Annotated in this window: 19 protein-coding genes; 10 read left to right on the top strand and 9 right to left on the bottom strand. The window is 68.4% G+C overall.

Annotated features, from left to right (window positions below; genetic code table 11):
• Nucleotides 1-179 precede the first annotated feature (179 nt).
• The 7 genes from Q8N19_RS02850 (at nt 180) to Q8N19_RS02820 (ending at nt 8280) form a co-directional block, all read left to right on the top strand.
• Nucleotides 180-1202 carry a sensor histidine kinase gene (locus Q8N19_RS02850; RefSeq protein ID WP_305588130.1) on the top strand — a complete coding sequence of 341 codons (1023 nt, stop codon included), beginning with the start codon at nt 180-182 and terminating at the stop codon, nt 1200-1202.
• Nucleotides 1203-1363: 161 nt separating this feature from the next.
• A complete protein-coding gene (locus Q8N19_RS02845; protein ID WP_305588129.1) occupies nt 1364-3058 on the top strand; it encodes a GMC oxidoreductase in 1695 nt (564 codons plus the stop codon).
• Nucleotides 3059-3060: 2 nt separating this feature from the next.
• Nucleotides 3061-3792 carry a sugar phosphate isomerase/epimerase gene (locus Q8N19_RS02840; RefSeq protein WP_305588128.1) on the top strand — a complete coding sequence of 244 codons (732 nt, stop codon included), beginning with the start codon at nt 3061-3063 and terminating at the stop codon, nt 3790-3792.
• Between the two features lie 48 nt (nt 3793-3840).
• A complete protein-coding gene (locus tag Q8N19_RS02835; RefSeq protein ID WP_305588127.1) occupies nt 3841-4899 on the top strand; it encodes a sugar phosphate isomerase/epimerase in 1059 nt (352 codons plus the stop codon).
• Nucleotides 4896-6038 carry a Gfo/Idh/MocA family protein gene (locus tag Q8N19_RS02830; protein WP_305588126.1) on the top strand — a complete coding sequence of 381 codons (1143 nt, stop codon included), beginning with the start codon at nt 4896-4898 and terminating at the stop codon, nt 6036-6038. Before Q8N19_RS02835 ends, Q8N19_RS02830 begins: the two co-directional genes overlap by 4 nt.
• The gene (locus Q8N19_RS02825; RefSeq protein WP_305588125.1) at nt 6035-6808 is read left to right on the top strand and encodes a TIM barrel protein; all 774 of its coding nucleotides are present in this window, start codon (nt 6035-6037) and stop codon (nt 6806-6808) included. Before Q8N19_RS02830 ends, Q8N19_RS02825 begins: the two co-directional genes overlap by 4 nt.
• The gene (locus tag Q8N19_RS02820) at nt 6805-8280 is read left to right on the top strand and encodes an MFS transporter (RefSeq protein ID WP_305588124.1); all 1476 of its coding nucleotides are present in this window, start codon (nt 6805-6807) and stop codon (nt 8278-8280) included. The genes Q8N19_RS02825 and Q8N19_RS02820 overlap by 4 nt, the downstream gene beginning before the upstream one ends.
• A gap of 10 nt (nt 8281-8290) precedes the next feature.
• On the opposite strand, the gene Q8N19_RS02815 is transcribed toward Q8N19_RS02820, so the two are convergent.
• The 3 genes from Q8N19_RS02815 to Q8N19_RS02805 form a co-directional block, all read right to left on the bottom strand.
• A complete protein-coding gene (locus Q8N19_RS02815; RefSeq protein ID WP_305588123.1) occupies nt 8291-8896 on the bottom strand; it encodes a DedA family protein in 606 nt (201 codons plus the stop codon).
• A 6-nt stretch (nt 8897-8902) separates the two neighbouring features.
• The gene (locus tag Q8N19_RS02810; RefSeq protein WP_305588122.1) at nt 8903-9139 is read right to left on the bottom strand and encodes a hypothetical protein; all 237 of its coding nucleotides are present in this window, start codon (nt 9137-9139) and stop codon (nt 8903-8905) included.
• A gap of 78 nt (nt 9140-9217) precedes the next feature.
• Nucleotides 9218-9745, bottom strand: a complete 528-nt coding sequence (locus Q8N19_RS02805) for a sigma-70 family RNA polymerase sigma factor (RefSeq protein ID WP_305588121.1) — start codon at nt 9743-9745, stop codon at nt 9218-9220.
• 241 nt (nt 9746-9986) lie between these two features.
• Here Q8N19_RS02805 and egtB point away from each other — a divergent pair, with 241 nt between their 5' ends.
• Complete coding sequence (gene egtB / locus Q8N19_RS02800) at nt 9987-12182, top strand: ergothioneine biosynthesis protein EgtB (RefSeq protein ID WP_305588120.1); 2196 nt, start codon at nt 9987-9989, stop codon at nt 12180-12182.
• Nucleotides 12183-12280: 98 nt separating this feature from the next.
• On the opposite strand, the gene Q8N19_RS02795 is transcribed toward egtB, so the two are convergent.
• The 4 genes from Q8N19_RS02795 to Q8N19_RS02780 all read right to left on the bottom strand — a co-directional run bounded on the left by Q8N19_RS02795 (nt 12281) and on the right by Q8N19_RS02780 (nt 15465).
• Complete coding sequence (locus Q8N19_RS02795) at nt 12281-12502, bottom strand: general stress protein (RefSeq protein WP_305588119.1); 222 nt, start codon at nt 12500-12502, stop codon at nt 12281-12283.
• A gap of 136 nt (nt 12503-12638) precedes the next feature.
• Nucleotides 12639-13991 (bottom strand): ATP-binding protein, encoded by a 1353-nt coding sequence (locus Q8N19_RS02790; RefSeq protein WP_305588118.1) that lies wholly within the window; start codon nt 13989-13991, stop codon nt 12639-12641.
• Complete coding sequence (locus Q8N19_RS02785; protein ID WP_305588117.1) at nt 13988-14728, bottom strand: response regulator; 741 nt, start codon at nt 14726-14728, stop codon at nt 13988-13990. Before Q8N19_RS02785 ends, Q8N19_RS02790 begins: the two co-directional genes overlap by 4 nt.
• 65 nt (nt 14729-14793) lie before the next feature.
• Complete coding sequence (locus Q8N19_RS02780) at nt 14794-15465, bottom strand: MBL fold metallo-hydrolase (RefSeq protein ID WP_305588116.1); 672 nt, start codon at nt 15463-15465, stop codon at nt 14794-14796.
• A 133-nt stretch (nt 15466-15598) separates the two neighbouring features.
• Between Q8N19_RS02780 and Q8N19_RS02775 the strand changes: the two genes are divergently transcribed.
• Both Q8N19_RS02775 and hrpB read left to right on the top strand, forming a co-directional pair.
• Complete coding sequence (locus Q8N19_RS02775; protein ID WP_305588115.1) at nt 15599-17035, top strand: sodium-dependent transporter; 1437 nt, start codon at nt 15599-15601, stop codon at nt 17033-17035.
• Nucleotides 17036-17068: 33 nt separating this feature from the next.
• Nucleotides 17069-19501, top strand: coding sequence for an ATP-dependent helicase HrpB (hrpB, locus tag Q8N19_RS02770; RefSeq protein ID WP_305588114.1), 2433 nt, complete (start codon nt 17069-17071; stop codon nt 19499-19501).
• On the opposite strand, the gene Q8N19_RS02765 is transcribed toward hrpB, so the two are convergent.
• Both Q8N19_RS02765 and Q8N19_RS02760 read right to left on the bottom strand, forming a co-directional pair.
• The gene (locus Q8N19_RS02765) at nt 19498-20286 is read right to left on the bottom strand and encodes an RNA methyltransferase (RefSeq protein WP_305588113.1); all 789 of its coding nucleotides are present in this window, start codon (nt 20284-20286) and stop codon (nt 19498-19500) included. The genes hrpB and Q8N19_RS02765 overlap by 4 nt on opposite strands.
• Nucleotides 20283-21197, bottom strand: a complete 915-nt coding sequence (locus Q8N19_RS02760) for a class I SAM-dependent methyltransferase (protein ID WP_305588112.1) — start codon at nt 21195-21197, stop codon at nt 20283-20285. Before Q8N19_RS02760 ends, Q8N19_RS02765 begins: the two co-directional genes overlap by 4 nt.
• Nucleotides 21198-21201: the final 4 nt, after the last annotated feature.

Below are 21201 nucleotides of genomic sequence, written 5' to 3'. Positions count from 1 at the left end.
CGATGGCGGTTCGCCTTATGGTTGTGGATTCGGTGGGCAGATATTCCCACGCCGGGGACCGCGCTATGTTAAGCTTCTGGAATATGGGCGGGTTTTCGGGTGGTGAATTCTACCTTTGCGACCGGCCTTCCGGCTATGGATTGCGCATCGCGAGCCTCCGGCGTGTTGAAAGGCCGGCTATGGCGGTCCATCCCGACGCAATGCAGAGCCTGGGTCTGGCGATTGTCGCCTCATCCACCTCGCCGCTGGTTCTGCTGGACGGGGATCTCCGGGTTGTCGGCGCCAGCGCCACATTTTGCCGGGCTTTCCAGATCAATCCGGCCGCTGCGCCGGGGCGGCTTCTGTTTGAGCTGGGGGGCGGGGAGTGGGATATCCGCCAGCTCCGCTCCCTGCTTCAGGCCACAGCGGCAGGCGACGCCGAGATCGAGGCCTATGAGATGGATCTCGCGCTCGGTTCGGGTGAGCCGCACAGATTGGTCCTGAACGCCCAGAAGCTCGCCTTTGGCGACGCCACAGCACCCCTAATCCTGCTGTCGGTGGTCGATGTCACCGATGCGCGGCTGGCGGCCAAGCTGAAGGATGACCTGCTGCGAGAGAAGGCCATCCTGTTGCAGGAGTTGCAGCACCGGGTGGCCAACAGCCTGCAGATCATCGCCAGCGTCATCCTGCAGAGCGCGCGCAAGGTGTCGTCCGAGGAGTCGCGGCTGCATCTGACCGACGCCCATAACCGGGTGATGTCGGTGGCCGCCCTGCAGCAACAGCTATCGGCCTCCCGCCTGGGCGAGGTCGAGCTGCGCGCCTATTTCCGCAAGCTGTGCGACAGCATCGGCGCCTCCATGATCCGCGACCATGACCAGCTGGTGCTGGAGGTGAAGGCCGACGACAGCACCAGTGACGCCGACGTGTCGGTGAGCTTGGGCCTGATCGTCACCGAGTTGGTGATCAACTGCCTCAAGCACGCCTTTCCCGGCGGACGCCTCGGCAAGATCGAGGTCGGCTATCAGTCGAAGGGGCCCAACTGGACCCTGTCGGTGGCCGACAACGGGGTCGGCATGCCCAAGGACGCGGCCAGTTCCACCCCGGGACTGGGCACAAGCATTGTCGAGGCCCTGGCCAACCACCTGGACGCGGTGGTGGAGATGGCGGACGCCCATCCGGGCACGATCGTCTCGGTGGCCCACACCGAAACTGAGCCCCGTTAGGTCGTCGCAAGGCCGGCCCCTGTCGTTTAGATGAGGCCTGCCCCAGCGAGCGCCCCATATCGCCCCTGCGTCACCCTTGGTCGCTTCGCCCCAGGTTCCAGGTTGGATTTGCGCGGCCTTCGCCCCCCTGACATGCTCAGAAAAAAGCATGGGGAAACGGCATGGGGTTCGATGCGATCGTTGTCGGCTCAGGGATCAGCGGCGGCTGGGCGGCCAAGGAGCTTTGCGAGCGGGGCCTGAAGGTCCTGATGCTGGAGCGCGGGCCGCACATCGAGCACGGCGCCGACTACAGCCATGATCTGGCGGCCCAGCTGCGCCGAAGCCAGGACCAGGTCCCGGTGGATGAGCGGGAGCTGCATCATCCCTACTATCCCGGCGTCAGCTACGCCCTGTTCAACTCCAACCGGAAGTTCTGGGCTAGCGACCACGACCACCCCTATGAGACCGCGCCGGGCAAGCCCTATCGCTGGATCCGCGGCTATCACCTGGGCGGGCGCTCGATCACCTGGTGGCGGCAGTCCTATCGGCTGGCGCCGCAGGACTTCGAGTCCAACCTCAAGGACGGGCACGGGGTGGACTGGCCGATCCGCTATGAAGACCTGGCCTCGTGGTATGACCATGTGGAGGCCTTCGCCGGCGTGTCGGGCGACTATGACGAGATCGAACACCTGCCCGACGGGGACTTCCTGCCGCCCTATCCGATGAATGTGGTGGAGGAGGCGGCCAAGGCGGCCATCGAGCAGGCCTTTCCCGGCCGCCGGATGATTATCGGTCGGGCCGCCCAGCTGTCTCGGGTGACCAAGATTCACCAGGACCTGGGTCGCGGCCGATGCGAGCAGCGGATGCGCTGCGTCCATGGCTGCCCCCTGGGGGGCTATTTCTCGACGCTCGCGGCCACCCTGCCGGCGGCGCGGAAGACCGGCAATCTGACGGTGATGACCGACACCATCGTGACGGCCGTGGAGTACGATCCCACCACGGGCCGCGCCACCGGCGTGCGTACCGTCGACCGGCTGACCAAGGCCGGGCAGGTCTTCGAGGCCAAGATCATCTTCCTGAACGCCTCGACCATCGCCACCGCGGCGATCCTGCTGAATTCCTGTTCGGAAGCCCATCCCCGGGGGCTGGCCAATGGCAGCGACCAGGTGGGCCGCAACCTGATGGACCATGTGAGCTGCGAGAGCATCACCGGCCGCTATCCGGGCTTCAACGACGTGCACGACCCGGCCGACCGGCCGACGGGGATCTACATCCCGCGCTATGCCCAGATCACCGAGGGGGAGAAGCCCTATCTGCGGGGATTTGGGATGCAGGGCGGAGCCGGACGCACCCGGCGGATCGAGGCTCGCGCCATGGGCGGCGCCGAGCGGGAGGAGGCCGGCGGCGGCAAGCCCTGGTCCATGGCGCTCACGCCGTTTGGCGAGGTGCTGCCCTATGCCAAGAACCGGGTGACCCTGTCGTCCAAAAGGGCCGACCAGTGGGGCGTCCCCGTGCCGGTGATCGACGCGGCCCACGGACCCAACGAGCAGGTGATGATGCGTGAGGCCGCTCGGGACGCCTATGAGATGCTGAAGGCCGCCGGCTGCGTCGACATCACGCCGTGGGAAGCCGCCGGCGAGAAGATCACCCCGCCCGGCGATCGCATCCACGAGATGGGCACCGCCCGCATGGGCCGGGACCCGACCACCTCGGTGCTGAACGGCTGGAGCCAGGCCCATGAGGTTCCGAACCTGTTCATCACCGATGGGGCGGCCATGACCTCCTCGGCGTCCATGAACCCCTCGCTCACCTATATGGCGCTGAGCGCCCGGGCGGCGAACCACGCCGCTGACCTCCTGCGCGATGGAGCGCTCTGACCATGCAGATCGGCCTTCAGCTCTACACCCTGCGCCGGGCCTTCCGGGACGATCCGCTGGACACCCTCGAGAAGGTGTCTGCGCTCGGCTATGACGAGGTGGAGCTGGCCGCGCCGCTGGACATGGACTTCTCCGCCCTGCGGGCGCGGATGGACGCCATCGGCCTGGCCTGTCCCTCGGCCCATGTGGGGCTGGATGATCTGCGCCAGCGGCCGGCCGATGTGCTGAAGATGGGCGAGCTGATGGGGTGCCGTTACCTGGTGCTGCCCTATCTGACGCCGGACCAGCGCCAGTGGGATGAGGTGATCCCCGCCCTCAATGGCCTCGCTCGCACCGTGGTCGAGGGGGGCTTCGGCTTCGCCTATCACAACCATGATTTCGAGTTCGAGGGGGCGGTGGGCCAGCGGCCCTATGACCGTATCCTGGCCGAAACCGATCCCGATCTCGTGGGGCTGGAGCTCGATCTCTACTGGACCCGCAAGGCCGGGGAGGATCCCTTGGCCATGCTGGATCGGCTGAAAGGGCGGTTGAAGCTGGTTCACCTGAAGGACATGGCGCAGGACGGCGACATGGCCGATGTGGGGTCTGGAATCATGGACTATGGCGCCCTGCTGGCGGCGGCCAAGGCGGCCGGCGCCGAGCATTTCATCGTCGAGCATGACCGGCCCACTGAGCCCTGGGACAGCGTGGCCGCAAGCCTTAGTCACCTGCGGAAGCTGACCGAAGCGGCCTGAACCCCAAAGACCCGGATCAGCCGGGCGAGACCTGAAAGGCGGAAACTCATGAAGACCATCAAGGGACCGGGACTGTTCCTGGCGCAGTTCGCCAGCGATGAGGCGCCGTTCAACACCCTGCCTGGGATCGCCCGGTGGGCCGCCGAGATGGGCTTCGTGGCCGTGCAGATTCCCACCTGGGACCGGCGATTGTTCGACCTTCAGCTGGCCGCCGAGAGCCAGACCTACTGCGACGACGTGAAGGGAATGCTGGCCGACGCCGGGGTGGAGATCAGCGAGCTGTCCACCCACAGCCAGGGCCAGATGGTGGCGGTCCATCCGGCCTATGACCCGCTTTATGACAGCGGCGTGCCGCGGGAGGTGAGGGGGAACCCCGCCGCCCGGCAGGCCTGGGCGGAGAACCAGCTCATGCTGGCGGCCAAGGCCTCACGGCGGCTTGGTCTGGACGCCCACGTGACCTTCTCCGGCTCGCTCGCCTGGCCTTACATCTATCCCTATCCGCAACGTCCGGCGGGCCTGATCGAGACCGCGTTCGATGAGCTGGCCCGGCGCTGGCGGCCGATCCTCGACGCCTTCGACGAGGCCGGTGTCGATCTCTGCTATGAGATCCATCCCGGCGAGGACCTGTTCGACGGGGCGACGTTTGAGATGTTCCTGGAGCGGGTGGACAACCATCCCCGCTGCAACATCCTCTATGATCCCAGCCACTTCCTGCTGCAAAAGCTTGATTATCTTGAATATATCGACATCTACCACCAGCGGATCAAAATGTTCCACGTCAAGGACGCGGAGTTCAATCCGACGGGGCGTCAGGGGGTCTACAGCGGCTATCAGCCCTGGATTAATCGGGCCGGGCGCTTCCGTTCGGTGGGCGACGGCCAGGTGGACTTCATGGGCATCTTCTCCAAGCTGGCGGCCTATGACTTCACGGGTTGGGCGGTGCTGGAGTGGGAGTGCTGCCTGAAGCACTGGGAGGACGGCGCCCGGGAAGGCGCGGCCTTCATCGCCGACAACATCATCCGGGTCACCGATCGCGCCTTCGATGATTTCGTGGCCACAGATGTCGATCAGGCTGCCAATCGCCGGCTGCTGGGCCTCGATCGTTGAGGACCTTGCGTCTGGGCATGGTGGGCGGCGGTCCCGGCGCCTTCATCGGCGGGGTCCATCGCATGGCCGCGCGGCTGGACGGCCGCTGGGTCCTGACGGCGGGGGCCTTTTCCGCCGATCCGGCGACCTCGGCTGAGTTTGGCCGGTCCCTGGGGCTCTCGCCAGAACGGGCCTATGGCGACTGGGCGACTATGGCCGGGGCCGAGGCGGGACGAGATGACGGCATCGATGCGGTGGCCGTGGTCACGCCCAACCATCTGCATGCGCCGATCTGCGAGGCCTTCCTCGAAGCCGGCGTTCCGGTCATCTGCGACAAGCCGCTGACCACCGATTTGGCGAGCGCCAGGGCGCTGGCCGAGCAGGTGGCGAAGAGCGGCCTGCCCTTCATCCTGACCCACAACTATTCCGGCTATCCCATGGTGCGGGAGGCCCGTTCGCTGGTGGCGACGGGACGCCTGGGCTCCTTGCGCGGCGTTCAGGTGGAATACGCCCAGGACTGGCTGGCCCGGGATCTGCCCGGCAACAAACAGGCCGACTGGCGGGGCGATCCGCAGCGGGCGGGGCCGGGCGGGGCGCTCGGCGATATCGCCACCCATGCCTTCCACCTGGCCCGGTTTGTCACCGGCGCGCCACTGGAGGCCCTGAGCGCAGATCTTTCGACCTTCGTGCCCGGGCGCCGGGTGGATGACGACGTGCGGGTCCAGCTGCGCTTCGAGGGTGGGGCGCGGGGTCAGCTTTGGGCCAGCCAGGTGGCCGTGGGCGCGACCAACGGCCTGCGCCTACGGGTCTTCGGGCAGGACGCCGGCCTCGAATGGAGCCAGGAGGAGCCAGACCTGCTGCGGTTGACGCCGCTGGGCGAGGCGCCGCGCATTCTGCGCCGGGGCGGGCCGGGGCTTTCGGCGGACGCAGCCGCCGCCACCCGCCTGCCTGCCGGCCATCCGGAGGGCTATCTGGAAGGCTTCGCCCAGATCTATGCCGACGCCGCCGAACTGGTGAGCGCCCATCGGGACGGGCGGGCGCCCGACGCCCTGGCCAGCCTCGTCCCGGGCGTCCAGGACGGGGTCGAGGGGGTGGCCTTCATCGAGGCCGTCGTAAAGAGCCACGCCGCCGACGGCGCCTGGACAGGGATTTCAGCATGAGCGGCTTTCGCCAGTCCTTCGCGTGGTGGGCGTTCACCGCCGGCCGCGAGGTGGACGGCCCAGCCTTCCTGGCGCAGATGGCCGCCGCCGGCGCTCAAGGCGTCGAGATGGCGCCCGAGGACCTCTGGCCCGCCGCCCGGGACGCCGGCCTCGCCCTGGTGACCTTGACGGGGCATCAGCCCCTGGAAATCGGGTTCAATGATCGCGCCAATCATCTGAAATTGCAGGATAAGGTCCGGGCGTCCATCGCGCTGGCCCAGACCCATGGGGTGGAGAAGGTGATCGTCTTTTCAGGCGACCGAAAGGGCCGCGCCGACGCTGAAGGGATCGCCAATACGGTCGAAGGCCTGGCGCCCCTGGCTCAGCAAGCTGAGGCCGCCGGCGTCATGCTGCTCCTGGAGCTGTTGAACTCCAAGGTCGATCACCCCGACCAGCAGTGCGACCACACCGCCTGGGGCGCGCAGGTGGTCGAGCAGGTGAATTCGCCGGCCCTTCGCCTGCTCTACGACGCTTATCATATGCAGCTGATGGAGGGTGACCTGCTGCGGACGATCCGCGCCAACCTCCCTCTGATCGGTCACATCCATACCGGCGGGGCGCCAGGCCGCAGGGACCTGGATGACCGGCAGGAAATCCACTGGCCCGCCGTGGCCGGCCTCCTGCGCCACCTCGGCTATGAGGGCTGGGTGGGACATGAATTCATCCCCCGGGATGATCCCGTCGGCGCCCTGCGGCAGGCCATGGATCATTTCGGCGGACCGCGCGCATGACCGCCATTCCCACGCCGAGCCTCGCTGAAACCACGCCTCTGCGGCCACCGCGTAAGGTCAAGTTCGCCTACAGCCTCGGCGGAGCCGGCGACGCCCTGTTCACCACCGCGGCGGGCTTCATCTTCTTCTACTACACCGCGGTCCTGGGGCTTTCGGGGTCCCTGGTGGGGGCGGCCCTGTTCATCGGCCTGTGCGCTGATGCCGGCGTCGATCCGTTCATCGGCTCCTGGTCGGACAATCTCCAGTCCCGGTTTGGCCGGCGCGCGCCCCTGATGTTCATCGGCGCGCCGCTGACCGCCTTGGCGCTCGGCCTGTTGTTCACCCCGCCAAGCGGCCTGTCGCCGACCCTGCTGTTTGTCTGGCTGGCCGTGACATCGGTTGCGGTCCGGGCCTTCATCTCGGTCTTCTGGGTGCCCTATCTCGCCCTGGGCGCGGAGATGGCTGACGGCTATGTGGAGCGCTCCTCCATCGTCGCCTGGCGGGTGGTGGTCGGCATTCTCACCAGCATCCTGATCACCGCCCTGGCCTATTCGGTCTTTTTCGCGGGCGAAGGCGGCCTGCAAAGCCCTGACCGCTATCCGGCCTTTGGCTGGTCGGTGGCGGCTCTGGTGCTGGCGGCCATGACCCTGTGTTGCCTGGGGGTCTATCGGTTCGCCGCCAGCCTGCCGAAGGTGGCCTCGGTGGACGTCTCAATGGCCAGGCGCCTGCCTGGGGAAGTGGCCGAGATCCTGCGCAATCGCTCGTTCCGGATTCTCTTCTTCTCGGCCGTGATCTTCTACGCCGCGGTCGGCGCCAACGGGACGCTGAACACCCATAGTCAGCTCTTCGTCTGGAAGCTGCGGCCCGAGATGATGCAGTTCGTCGGCTATGCTTATCTGGCCGGTATCCTGGCCGGCATTCCCCTGACGCCGCAGCTGACCCGGCGGCTGGAGAAACGCACGGTGGTGCTGGTGGGGCTTGGCCTGGTGCTGGTGTCTTGGGTGGTCCTGCCGCTCGTCTGGGTGAGCGGGCTCTACCGGCCAGAGGGGGCGGCGGCGACGATCGCCCTGGCCGCCAACAGCGCCATGGCCGGCGTCGGGGTTGGCTTCGCCATGATCGCCTATCCTTCCATGATGGCCGACGCCGCCGACGAGCATGAATTCCTGTTCCACCGCAGGCGGGAGGGGCTCTATTTCGCGGGCCTCGGCTTTGCGGCCAAGGCGGCCTCGGGGGTGGGGGTCCTGGTGGCCGGCCTCGCCCTGGACGCCATGCGGTTTCCGCGGGAGGCTGGCCGCGCGGTTGGGATCGAACTGCCTGCCGACGTCCTGACCCGCCTGCTGCTGGCCTGGGGCCCGGGCTCAGCGGTGGTGGCTCTGATCGCCATGGTTCTGTTTGCCCCCTATGCGGTGGGCCGGCTGCGCCATGAGGAGATTTCGGCCGAGATTCGACGCCGCCGAGCTGAGGCGCCGCACGGGTCGCCCGAGGAGACGTGAACGCAGGCGTTCACGCCCGTCGACGTCCCCAGCGCCAGGCCATGACCGCAAAGCCTATGACGGCCAGGGCGATCAGGAGCGGCTCCACCACGCCGGGCGGCAGGAGGGTCAGGCCCCGCGCGGCCAGATAACCTGGGGCCAACATGATGGGGATCCACAGCACGGCGCCAATCGCGTTGGCGACCTGAAATCGCGCGCGACCCATGCGGAGCATGCCCCCCACCAGAGGCACGAATGAGCGCACAGGCCCGGTGAACCGGCCCAGGATCATGGCCAGAACGCCAGCGCGATGGATGAACAGCCGCGCCCGGGCCACCGCCCGTCGATGCCGCCGCAACGTCCTGTGGCGCAGGGCCGATGGCCCCATCCAGCGGCCGAGCTCATAGGAGATGGCGTCCCCGGCCACCGCGCCAGCGATGGCGAAGACCAGGATGGGGCCAGGCGTCACGACCCCGGCGCCGACCAGGGCGCCGATGGCCAGCAGCAGGGGGGTCGACGGCACAAAGAACCCGACAAAGGCCAGGCTTTCGGCGAAGACCAGGAGACCTACGATCAGGCCGGCCTGCTCTGGATGGCTCTGCAATAGGGCGGCAAGCCGCTCGGCGAGGCCGCCCACGGGGGCCTAGGGGCGTTCAGTGGGGTCGGGGGTCGCCTCCGCCGGCTCGCCGAGATCCGTCTCCGGCGCGGTATTGTGGCCGAGCTTTTTCACATAGGCCTTGTGCTCACTCACCAGGGCGCTGGGCTCGGAATGCGACTCTTCGGCGCCCAGCCCATACGCCTGGGCGCCCGGCTTGGTCTGGCCAGATTCGTCCGCCAGTCGATCGGTGGATGAGGCGGGGGGCTTGGGATGGTCGGACATGAAAGCTCCAGCGCTTGTGGCGGGACCGCTTGAACCCTCAGGGCGGGAAAGTCGTTCCCAGGCTCGCGGCCCCGAGGCCTAGATCGAGGCGGCTCCCGGGGTGTTGGTCGCCGGGGTGTCATCCGGCTCCAAGAGTCGCTGAAGCTTGATCCGAGCGCGGTTGACGCGGCTCTTGATGGTGCCCACGGCGCAGCCGCAGATGTCCGCCGCCTCCTCGTAGCTCAGGCCTGCTGCGCCCACGAGGATCAGCGCTTCACGATGCTCGTCCGGCAGCCGCGCCAGGGCCGATTGAAGGTCCTGCATGGCCAGGCTCCAGTCCTGGCTCGGCGGACTGGGCAGCAGCTTGGCATACTCGCCGTCCTCGTCCCGCACCTCCCGGCGGCGGCGATTGAGCTGGGTGTAGTAGGTGTTCCGCAGGATAGTGAAGAGCCACGCCCGCAGGTTGGTGCCGGGTTCGAACCGGTCGCGGTTGCTCCAGGCCTTGATCAGCGTGTCCTGCACCAGATCATCGGCGTCGGCGCCGTTATGGCAGAGTGACCACGCAAAGGCGCGCAGGGCAGGGATCATGGAAATGACCGAGTCTCGCCAGCTGTCCAACCCAGTCATCGCGCCCTCGTGACCCTCCGACGGGGCGCCTCGGCCCCGGTCCGACGTCCAACGTGGCCGCGCTTTTTCCGTTCCGGGTTGCGCCGAGGGGCGCCGGCCCCGACCTTAGGAACACGAGGCGCCAGCTTGGCGTTGAACCTCGGCCCGCGCTTTCGCAGGCGGGCAGTGTCGGTCGGGTCCTCCATGGACAGGGCCCAATCTACAGGGGAGGGGTGGAATGGCGCCTTCGGACGACGCAACCATGACCCATCGGCCGCGCGCCGAGGTCGCCGACGACCGGCTCGACCGGTACCTGACCCTTCGCGCTCGCTCGCAACATCTGGTGCGCGACCTGTCAGCCGAGGATCAGCTGGCTCAGTCGATGCCCGACGCCAGTCCGACCAAATGGCATCTGGCCCATACCACCTGGTTCTTCGAGACCTTCCTGCTGACGCCGCATCTTCCCGGCTATCAGGCGTTCGATCCGCGGTTCGGCTTCCTGTTCAACTCCTATTACGAGACCTTGGGACCCCGGCAGCCTCGTCCGGAGCGTGGCCTGCTGACCCGGCCGTCCCTTCAGGAGGTGATGGCCTATCGCGCCCATGTGGACGAGGCGATGGGCCGCCTTCTGGCGTCGCCGGACGACTCGTTCGCCGGGCTGCTGGATCTGGGGATCGCCCATGAGGAGCAGCATCAGGAGCTGATCCTGATGGATGTGCTGCACCTGTTCGCCCAGTCGCCGCTGAAGCCTGCCTATGGCCGGGGACCCGCGCCGGCGCCAGCGCCCGCGCCTTCGCCTGCGGGATTCGTGGGATTTGAGGGCGGCCTGGTGGAGATCGGTCACGCCGGTGAGCGTTTCGCCTTCGACAATGAGGGCCCCCGCCATCAGGTCTATCTGGCGCCGTTCAGCCTGGCCGACCGGCTGGTCACCAATGGGGAGTGGCTGAACTTCATGGCCGATGGCGGCTATGAGCGCGCTGAATTCTGGCTCTCCGACGGCTGGGCCAGGGTCCAGGCGGAAGCCTGGCGTGCGCCGCTCTACTGGGAGCCAGGGCCGAAGGGCTGGCTCGCCATGGACCTGCATGGCCTTCGCCCGGTCGATCCGGCCGCGCCGGTCAGCCACATCAGCTACTATGAGGCCGAGGCCTACGCCACCTGGGCCGGGGCGCGCCTGCCGACTGAGGCGGAATGGGAGCACGCCGCCGCACAGGGGCCTGTCCAGGGCGTCTTTCTCGGCCGCGGCACGCCTGCGCCCTCACCGGCGGAGGGCGACGCCCGTACGCTGCGGCAGATGTTCGGCGATCTGTGGGAATGGACCCGCAGCGCCTACAGCCCCTATCCCGGCTTCGTCTCGGCCCCGGGCGCCGTGGGCGAGTACAATGGCAAGTTCATGAGCGGGCAGATGGTGCTGCGCGGCGGCGCCTGCGTGACGCCGCCCGGCCATGTACGGACGACCTATCGCAACTTCTTCCATCCCCATCAGCGCTGGATGTTCTCGGGCCTCAGACTGGCGCGGGACGGCGTCGCGCCGCCCGCGCGCCGCAGCGCATTCGAGGCCGATGTCCTGGCGGGCCTGTCCCGGGGGCAGAAGTCTGTGCCGCCCAAGTACTTCTATGACGCGCCGGGCTCGCGCCTGTTCGAGGATATTTGTGACCTCCCGGAATACTATCCGACCCGCACCGAGCTGGCCCTATTGGCGGAGGTGGCGCCCGAGCTTTCGGCCTATGTCCCCCAAGGTGCGGCCCTGGTGGAGTTCGGCAGCGGCGCCAGCCTGAAGACCCGGCAATTGCTGGATCATGCGCCGCAGATCGCGGTCTACACCCCTATCGACATCAGCCCCAGCGCTCTGGAGGCCGCGGTCGAGAGCCTCAGCAGCGACTATCCGGACCTGATGCTCGCCCCCCTGCTGGAGGACTTCACCATCGCGCTTGACCTGCCTGACGTGGCCGAGGGACGCGCGGCGTTCGGCTTCTTTCCGGGGTCCACCATCGGCAACCTGTTGCCGGAGGAGGCTGTGGAGTTTCTGGCCAACGCCCGGCATCTGCTCGGAAAGGGCGCCCGCTTCCTGATCGGCGCCGATCTCGTGAAGGCGGAATCGGTGCTGGTGGCGGCCTATGACGATGTCCAAGGAGTCACGGCGGCCTTCAACCTGAACCTACTGGCCCGGATGAACCGCGAACTGGGCGCCGACTTCGATGTGGAGGCCTTCGCCCATCGGGCGGTGTGGAATGGCCCGATGTCACGGATAGAGATGCATCTGGAGGCTTTGCGCGATCAGTCCGTCCGGGTAGCGGGGCGGAGGTTTGACTTCACGGCGGGGGAGACCATCCACACCGAGAACTCCCACAAGTTCACCCCAGACCAGATCGCTCGTCTGGCGGGCCAGGCGGGGTGGGCGCTTGAGCGTCAGTGGGTGAGTGGTGAGCCGGCCTTTGGGCTATTCCTGCTCGTGAACTGAGGCGATGGCGGAAGGCCGGGGGCGGTCGCGCCAGGCGCGCAGGGGCGTCCGAAGCGAAATCCGATCCGGGCGGATCAGATTTCGCTTGGGACATGGCGTCAGGACTCGGGGGTGTCTTCGCCCTCGCGGCGGCCGCCGCCACGGGAGGCTTCGCCGCCTTTGCGACCGGCCGATGCGGCCAGATCACGGTCCTTGGCGAAGCTGCGCTTTTCCCCCGGAACGCTCGCGCCGCCCTTGCGCGCGATTTCACGGCGCCGCTCGGGATTCATGGCGGCGAAGCCTCGACGGGCGCGGGGGGGATCTTGATCGGCAATGCTCATGGGGGTCACTCCTAATAGGCGGCGTTGGCGCCCCGGGTGACCTTCCGAATCCGGACGGCTCCATAAGGCTCCGCTCTAGCAACCCGCGAGCCTCACCAGGAGTTGCGTCCCCGAATCTCTGAATTTTCGCGGGCGGTTAGGCCGGCAGGAGCACCCGGGCGGTGAGGCCGCCACCGGCGCGGTTGATCATGGTGACGTCGCCGCCATGGCTGCGGGCGATGGAGCGGACGACGGCCAGGCCCAGGCCGATGCCGCCCGTGCCGCGGCTGCGAGAAGGCTCGCGGCGATAGAAGGGCTCAAAGATCCGCTCCATCTCCTCTTCTGGGATGCCGGGTCCTTCATCCTCGATTTCGATGACGACGCCACGGTTCTCGATAATCACTCTGGCCCGAGCGCGGTCGCCGAACTTGACGGCGTTCTCCACCAGGTTGGTGACCAGACGGCGCAGGGCGATGGGATCGCCTTCGATCACCACCTTCTCGGCGCGCTCCACCTCGATGGCGGCCCCGGTTTCGGCCATCTCGTCGCAGACGCTCTCCACCAGGGAGGCCAGCTCCAGGCGGGTCCGCTGGCCCGGCTTGGTGGCGTCCCGGACAAAGCCCAGGGTTGCGGCGACCATGGCCTCCATCTGGTCGATGTCCGACGCCATCTTGGCCCGCTGGTCTTCAGGCGCGTTCTCGATCCGGAACCGCAGGCGGGTCAGGGGCGTGCGCAGGTCGTGGGCGATGGCCCCGACCATGGCGGTCCGGTCCTGGACATAGAGACGCAGCCGCTGCTGCATCTGGTTGAAGGCCCGCACCGCCACCGAGATCTCCGCAGAGCCGTGGATCGCCAGGGGCGGGGCCTCCGGGTCGCGTCCCAACCGCTCGGCGGCCTCGGCGAACAGGCGGAAGGGCTTAGACAGGCGCCGGGCGAACATCCAGGCGATCGGCGCCATGACCAGGGCCGAGAGCAGAAACCACAGCAGGACCCGCTGCTGCCAGACGTTCAGGCCAAGGCCCCGTTCAGGGCGCACCACAGCCCACTGGCCGTCTGGGCGCTTCATGGCGATCTCAAAGGGCGCCACCAGGAACCGGTCCTCCTGTCCCTCGCCGCCGGCGCGCTCCATGCGGTCGCGGACGATGCGGAACACCCGGCGGTCTGAAATCGGCAGGCGATAAGTCTTGGCGATCACCAGATCGCTCTGGGCCACCCCCAGGTCCTCCGCAAGCTGGTCCCGGGCCCAGATCATGCTGTCGGCGGTGGACTGGCCCTCCGGCGGGCTGCGGGTCAGCTCGTACTGCAGGTCCCGCCGCTCGATCAGGTCGCCGGGCCGGCCTTGCAGGGCCTGGGCGATCTCGGAGAAGCGATAGAAGTCCGGGACTGGCGGCGGCAGGTTGAAGAGCAGGAAGACGCTGATCGCCTGGGCGGTGATCAGGCTGACGCCGACCAGCATCAACACCTGCACAAACAGGGAGGCGGTAGCGCGCCGGTCGCGGGCGGGGCTCAAGGCCGCTTCACCTTGGGGGTGAACATATAGCCTTCGTTGCGGATGGTGCGGATCAGGTCGTGGCCGCCGCCGTCATCCAGCTTGCGGCGCAGGCGGCTGATCTGCACGTCGATCGCCCGGTCGAAGGCGTCGGAGTCGGGGCCACGGGCGAAGTCCAGGAGCTGGTCGCGGGTCAGCACCCGCTGAGGCCGCTCGACAAAGGCGCGCAGCAGGGAGAACTCCCCGCTGGAGAGGTTGACCACCACACCCTGGGGCGAACGCAGTTCGCGGCGCACAAGGTCGAGCCGCCAGCCGGCGAATTCGCAGGCCGCGCCCAGATCCTCGCCGCCCCCGTGGCGGGTCTGTTCGGCCCGACGCAACACAGCCCGGATGCGGGCCAGTAGCTCCCGGGGATTGCAAGGCTTGGACAGGTAGTCGTCGGCGCCCAGTTCAAGACCGACAATCCGGTCAGTGTCCTCGCCCATGGCCGAGAGCATGATGATCGGCGGGGCGTCGCCGATGGCCAGGCGGCGGCAGATGGCCAGGCCGTCCTCGCCAGGCAGCATGACGTCCAGAACGATCAGATCGACCGGGTCCCGCTCCAGCGCCTGCTCCATCTCCCGGGCGTCGCCCGCGGTGGTCACCGCATAGCCGTGCCGGCCGAGGAAGTCGGAGACCACGTCGCGGATGCCCGGATCGTCGTCGACCATGAGGATCCTGGCGGTGGGGCCGAGGACTTCGGTGGGAGAGGTCTGCATGCGGGCTATCTTCGGCCTCCCGGGTAACGGTCAGATTTCACGCCTGCAAAGGCGTCTGGGACCGATCAGCGCGCCAGCACCTGGTCGGCCACGAAGGGATTGGTCCGCCGCTCGGCGCCGAAACTGGACATGGGGCCATGGCCGCAGACGAAGCGCACGTCGTCGCCCAGGGGCCAGAGCTTGCCAGTGATGGCGTCGATCAGGTCCTGATGGTTGCCCCGCGGAAAGTCGGTGCGGCCGATCGACCCCTGGAACAGCACATCCCCCACCTGGGCGAACCTGGCCTGACGGTGGAAGAAGACCACATGGCCCGGCGTATGTCCGGGGCAGTGATAGACCTCGAACTCGGTCTCCCCCAGCGTCACCACATCCCCATTCTCAAGCCAGCGGTCGGGGGTGAAGGACCTGGCCTCAGGCATGCCCCAGCGAGCGCCGTCGCCGTCCATCTGCTCAATCCAGAAGGCGTCGTCGCGATGGGGGCCTTCGATGGGGACACCGGTTGCGGCCTTGAGCGCCGCGGTTCCGCCAGCATGGTCCAGGTGGCCGTGGGTGATCCAGATCTTCTCCAGAGTCAGGCCGTTGTCCTTGAGCGCCTGGAGCAGGCGCGGGACCTCGCCGCCCGGATCGATGATCGCCGCCTTCTTCGTCTTCACGCACCAGACGATGGTGCAGTTCTGCGCCAGGGGTGTGACGGGCGCGATCAGGGCGCGGATGGGCGGGTCGTGGGTCTCAGACATGGCGGGAGCTTATCGGGGCGACGGTTTCCCGCAAGGGCGCGGGGCTCATGGCGGACGCTTGATTGTTCCGGCGACGCTGGCCAAGGATAGGGTTTTGGCGTCGGGGTGACGCCGTCCCTGGGGCAGAAACGTCATGGTCGCCAGTATCGCTGTTCCGGGTCAGGCTCACTGGTCCTCCAAGGCCGCCTTTGTACTCGCGGCCGTGGGCTCGGCCGTCGGCCTGGGGAACCTGTGGCGGTTCCCGTCGGAGGCCGGCGCCAATGGCGGCGGCGCCTTCGTGCTCATCTACATCCTCTGTGTCGCCCTGATCGGGGCGCCGCTGCTGCTCGCCGAAACCCTGATCGGCCGGCATGGCCAGCGCTCCACGGTGACGAGCACCACGCTGCTGGCCAAACAGTCCAACGCCAGCAGCGGCTGGGCGGCTCTGGCGGTGATCGGCATGATCGCCAACTACCTGATCCTGACCTTCTACAGCGTCGTCGCCGGTTGGGTGCTCTACTTCATCTGGACCTCGGGCGCGGATGTCGTGCGCACTGTGGCGGCGGGCCAGCCCTTTGCGGGCGCCTATTCGAACCTCTCGGTCGAACAGGTCCGCCAGCAGATGCCCGCCCTGTTCGCCGATCCGGTGAAGATGAGCATCACCCACTTCATCTTCGCCGCGGCGACCACCTTCGTGGTGGCGCGCGGGGTCAAGGGCGGCATCGAGGTGGCGGCCACCTGGCTGATGCCGGCCTTCTTCGTGCTGCTCCTGGGCATCACGGTCTATGCGGGGATCAGCGGCGACTTCGCCGCCGCCGTCGCCTTTCTGTTCACCCCGGACTTCGAGCGCGCCCTGCAGCCCCAGGTGCTGAACTCAGCGCTTGGCCAGGCCTTCTTCTCCCTGAGCCTGGGGGGCGGGGCCATGGTCGCCTATGGCGCCTATGCGTCCCGGGACACGAACCTTGGACAGACCTCGGGCATGATCTCGGCGGCCGACACCTCGGTGGCGATCATCGCAGGCCTGGCCATCTTCCCCATCGTCTTCAGTGTGGGCCTCACGCCGGACGCTGGCCCGACCCTGATGTTCCAGACCCTGCCGGCGGCCTTCCACAGCATGCCGGGCGGCGCGATGGTGGCTTTCGCCTTCTTCGTCCTCGCCCTGTTTGCCGCCCTGACCTCGTCGGTCTCCCTGCTGGAGATCTCGACCGCCTATCTGGTGGAGCGGTTCAAGATGGGTCGCGCCTTGGCCGCCAGCCTGCTGGGCGGGAGCTTCTTCCTGATCGGCATGGTCTCGGTGCTGTCCTTCAATGTCTGGTCTGACCATCGACCGCTGGCCTTCGTCCCGGGCTTCACCAACGCCAACTGGTTCGATGTGTTTGACGGGGTGACCGGGCGCATCCTTCTGCCCCTCTCGGGGCTGATCACGGCGGTGTTCATCGGCTGGATCGCTGACCGCAAGCTGGTGGATGAGGAGACGGGCCTGAAGGGCGGGCCGCTGCTGCCGCTGTGGCGCTTCCTGGTGGCCTGGCTCTGCCCTATTGCGGTCTTCCTGATCCTGCTGTTTGGCCTGTTCCCGCAGCTGATCAGCTAGGGAGCGGCCGCCGTCCCACCGCCTGCGACCCCATTGCTGCCGATCCACGATGTGCTGGGGGTGTTGCAGGACGCCCTGATCGCGGGACCGCGCGCGGTGCTGGTCGCCCCGCCGGGCGCCGGCAAGACCACGGTCACCCCGCTCGCCCTGCTGGACGCCTCCTGGCTCGTTGGCGGGCGCATCATCATGCTGGAGCCCCGCCGCCTGGCCGCCCGGGCCGCGGCTGAGCGGATGGCCGCCACCCTGGGGGAGGCGGTGGGCGAGACCGTCGGCTTTCGCGTGCGGATGCAGTCCAAGGTCTCAGCCCGCACGCGGATCGAGGTGGTCACCGAGGGGGTCTTCACCCGCATGGTCCTAGGCGATCCGGGCCTGGCCGGCGTGGCTTGCGTGATCTTCGACGAGTTCCATGAGCGCAGCCTGGACGCCGATCTCGGTCTGGCCCTGGCGCTGGACGCCCAGAGCCTTCTGCGGGAGGACCTGCGCCTGCTGGTCATGTCGGCCACTCTGGACGGGGCCGCTGTGGCCCGGCTGATGGGCGACGCCCCGGTGATCGAGAGCCTGGGCCGCGCCTTTCCCGTGGAGACCCGCTACCTCGGGCGGAGCGACGCCCTGCGCCTGGAAGACGCCGTGGTCCGGGCCATCGAGCGGGCCCTGGCTGAGGAGTCCGGTGGCGTGCTGGTCTTCCTGCCGGGGCAGGGGGAGATCCTGCGGACGGCCGAGCGCCTGCGCGAACGCCTGCGCCGGGACGATGTGCGGGTGGCGCCGCTCTACGGCGCGCTCGATCCCAAGGCGCAGGACCTGGCCGTGGCCGCGCCGCCGCCTGGAATCCGAAAGGTGGTGCTGGCCACCTCCATCGCCGAGACCAGCCTGACCCTGGAAGACGTGCGGGTGGTGATCGACTCAGGCCAGGCCCGTGTCCCCCGCTTTGATCCCGCCAGCGGTCTGACGAGACTGGCCACCGTGCGGGTCAGCCGGGCGGCCGCCGACCAGCGACGGGGGCGGGCGGGCCGGACCGCGCCCGGCGTCTGCTACCGCCTGTGGGACGAGGCCGAGACCCGCGCCCTGCCGGCCTTCGCCGACCCTGAAATCCTGGACGCCGACCTGTCGGGTCTGGCGCTCGACATGGCTAGGTGGGGGGCGAAGTCGGCCGACGATCTCGCCTTCCTCGATCCGCCGCCGAAGGCCGCCCTGGCCGAGGCCCAGGCCCTGCTGCGCCGACTTGAGGCGGTGGACGCCGCCGGCGTTCTGACCCCGCACGGCGAGGCCCTGGCCGACATGCCCTTACCGCCGCGGCTGGCCCATATGGTGCTGCGGGCGGCCGAGCATGGACAGGCCGGTCGGGCCGCCAGGATCGCGGCCCTCGTCACCGAGCGGGGGATTGGCGGGCGGGAGGCGCACCTGACCCACAGGCTGGAGGCCTTTGATCGCGATCGCTCGCCCCGCGCCCGGGACGCCCGCGCCCTGGCCGAACGCTGGGGCCGGGGCGTGCGGGAAGGCCGTGGAGCGCCCCTCAGCGACGGCCAGATCCTGGCGCTCGCATACCCTGAGCGGGTGGCCAAGGCCCGCGGGCCGCAAGGGGAGTTTCAGCTGGCCACGGGGCGCGGCGCCTTCATCGAGCCGGGCGACGTCCTGGCTCGCGAGCCCTGGCTGGCGGTGGCCGAGCTCGGCGGCGGGGATCGCCGCGACCGCATCCTGCTTGCCGCACCCCTGACCCAGGACGAGATCCTCGACGCCTTTGCGCCCATCCTGGAGACCGAGGACCGGATCGAGGAGAGCCCCGGCGGCCGAATCCGCGTGCGCCGCCTGACAAGGCTTGGCCGGCTCGCCTTGCATGAGAGTGTCGATGACAATCCGCAGGCAGAGGTTGTCGCCCAGGCCGTGGCCGCGCGCCTGCGGCGGGAGGGGCTAGGCGCCCTGCGCTGGGGGGCGGCGGCGACGGCTCTGCGCAAACGCATCGGCTTCCTGCGTGAGCAGGACCCACAGTCCTGGCCGGACCTGTCGGACCAGGCGCTTGTGGCGGTCCTCGACGACTGGCTGACGCCCCTGTTGTCGGGCGTTCGCGGGCTCGCCGACCTGACGCCCGACCTGCTGGACGGCGCCCTGCGCAGCCTCATTCCCTGGGATCTCCAGCGGCGCGTGGAGGCGGAGCTGCCCACCCACTGGACCGCGCCGACCGGCAACCGGGCGCAGATCGATTATGAGGCCGAGGGCGGTCCGCGGGTGGAGATCCGGGTTCAGGAGGTGTTCGGTCTGAACGAGCACCCGACGGTGGCAGGTCGACCCCTGACCCTCGCCCTGCTGTCGCCGGCGAGGCGGCCGATCCAGCTGACCCAGGACCTGCCGGGGTTCTGGCGGGGCTCCTGGCGGGACGTGCGCGCCGACATGCGCGGCCGCTATCCCCGTCACCCGTGGCCCGAAGACCCATCGGTGGCCGACCCGACCACCCGGACCAAGCCGCGAAGCTAGCTGGCGGCGTAGATCATGACGCCGGTGGCCACCGAAAGGTTCAGGCTGTCGGCCCGACCGCGCATGGGGATCTTGACGTTGACGTCGCAAAGGCTGGCCATCTCCGGCGGCAGGCCCTGTTGCTCATTGCCCATCAGGATCAGGGCCGGATGCACATAGTCGGCGTTGCGATGGTCGACCTCTGCGCTCAAGAGCGTGCCGACCACTGAACCTGGCCAGTCGCGGCGCCAGGCGGCGAATTCCGCTTCGGTGGCCTTGGCGATAGGGACGGCGAAGATCGAGCCCATGGTGGCCCGCACCGCCTCCACCGAATAGGGGTCGCAACATTCCCCCACCAGCACCACGCCGCCGCAGCCAGCCGCATCCGCGGTGCGGATAATGGTCCCCAGATTGCCGGGATCACGCACCCTGTGCAGGGCGACCCAGGCCTTGGCCAGGCGAGGTTGCAGGGCGGTGAGGGGGGTGAAGACCTGCGGGAAGACGCCAACCACGGCCTGGGGATTGTCCCGGCGGGAGACCTTGGCGAGGATTTCGGCCGTGACCTCGATCACCTCGCCGCCGGCGTCCTCCGTCGCTTCGGCCGCGGCTTGCAAAAGGGGGTGGTCGGCGGCGTCGCGGCCATAGAGCAGGATCTCCGGCGCATGGCCGGTCTCGACGCCCTCGGTGACGTTCTTCAGCCCCTCGGCGACGAACAGGCCGGTCTCGTCCCGAGTCTTGCGCTGGTGCAGGGCGCGCACGGCCTTGACCGTGGGATTGGTCAGGGAGGTGACGGTGCGACCGCTCACGAGGCCCACCGGGCATAGAATGACAGGCCGATCTGTCGCTCGCCAGCCTCCTCGGCCAGGGCCAGTTCGCCCCATTCGATGGTGCCGCCACGGTCGGCGAGCCGATCGGACAGCAGTCCGGCCAGGGCCGCGCCGGAGATGCGTGCGGCATAGGCATTCAGGATCAGGAAGGACGCCTTTTCCGAAAGAAGTTCAGCGCATAGGCCCGAAAGCTCAGGCAGATCCTCAAACAGACGCCACACCTCGCCCGTGGGGCCGCGACCGTATTTGGGCGGATCAAGGATGATCCCCTCATAGCGCGAACCCCGGCGGACTTCCCGTTGCACGTAGCGGCGGGCGTCCTCGCAGATCCAGCGGACGGGATGGTCGGCGAGGTTGGACAACTCGGCGTTCTCCCGGGCCATGGCGATGGCCTTCTTGGAGGCGTCCACATGGGTCACCGCCGCGCCGGCCGCGGCGCAGACCAGGCTGGCGACGCCGGTGTATCCGAACAGGTTCAGGACCCGAGGCGGCTCGGCTTTGGCCTGAACCTCGCTGCGGATGCGCGACTCCAGCCACTCCCAGTTGGCCGCCTGTTCGGGGAAGAAGGCGAGATGACGGAAGGCCGTGAAGCGGGCGTTGAACCGCGCCTGGCGCCAGGACATGGCCCAGGCCTCAAGGGGTTTGTCCTGAAAGCGCCAGCGGCCGGCGTCCTCCTCGTCGCTGGGATCGAAGATGGCGTCAGCGGCCGCCCAGGTTTCGGTGTCCAGGCGCGGCGCCCACAGGCACTGCGGCTCGGGGCGCACGACGGTGTAGGGGCCGTAGCGCTCCAGCTTCCTGCCGTCGCCGGAATCCAGCAGGGCGTAGTCCGCCCATCCGGTGGTGCGCATCACGCCGGGGGTCTCGGCGACGGTGGGGCGTCGGGTTGTCATGGGG

Source organism: Phenylobacterium sp. (assembly GCF_030693405.1).
In the GTDB taxonomy this organism is placed as follows: Bacteria; Pseudomonadota; Alphaproteobacteria; order Caulobacterales; family Caulobacteraceae; genus Phenylobacterium.
This window is presented reverse-complemented; position numbering and strand designations above follow the sequence as displayed.